2 protein-coding genes are annotated in these 462 nt (G+C 55.8%); both read right to left on the bottom strand.

The genetic code is table 11. The annotated features are described in order from the left end of the window. A partial coding sequence (locus tag KDM89_RS19700) for an ExbD/TolR family protein (protein ID WP_212689586.1) occupies positions 1-227 on the bottom strand: 227 nt, incomplete at its 3' end. A gap of 13 nt (positions 228-240) precedes the next feature. Next, a partial coding sequence (locus KDM89_RS19695) for an ExbD/TolR family protein (RefSeq protein WP_212689585.1) occupies positions 241-462 on the bottom strand: 222 nt, incomplete at its 5' end.

Genomic DNA, 462 nt, shown 5'->3' with positions numbered 1-462 from the left:
ACCGTGCCGTCAAAGTCCACGTCGATGTTAATCACGACTGGTTCTGTGGTCGGCGGGCTCGATGGTCCGGTCGGCAGATTCAGGTTGATCGAGTGGTTCTGAATCGGGATCGTAATGATGAACATGATGATCAGTACCAGCATGACGTCGATCAGCGGCGTCATGTTCAGTTCGGTCATGACTTCCGGTTCGGAGGATGATCCTCCTCCGCCTATTTGCATTCCCATCGTCTTTCCTTCCTTAGCTCTTCGGTGGCGGTTCAATCACGAACGCCACTTTCGCAATACCGGCACGCTGTGCTGCCAGAATCGTGCGCCCGACGAATTCGTAACGGGTGTTCTGGTCGCCACGGATGTGCACTTCCGGTTGCGGTTGTTTGACCGATTCCACTTTCAGCTGGTCGAACAGGGCTTCTGTGCCTCCGGCCAGCGGACGGATCGCGCCGTTCCAGTAAATGTCACC

This window comes from Cognatundibacterium luofuense (assembly GCF_018139685.1).
In the GTDB taxonomy this organism is placed as follows: Bacteria; Pseudomonadota; Gammaproteobacteria; order Burkholderiales; family Burkholderiaceae_D; genus Undibacterium; species Undibacterium luofuense.
The sequence above is the reverse complement of the archived record's forward strand: the minus strand, read 5'-3'. Positions and strand labels throughout refer to the sequence as shown.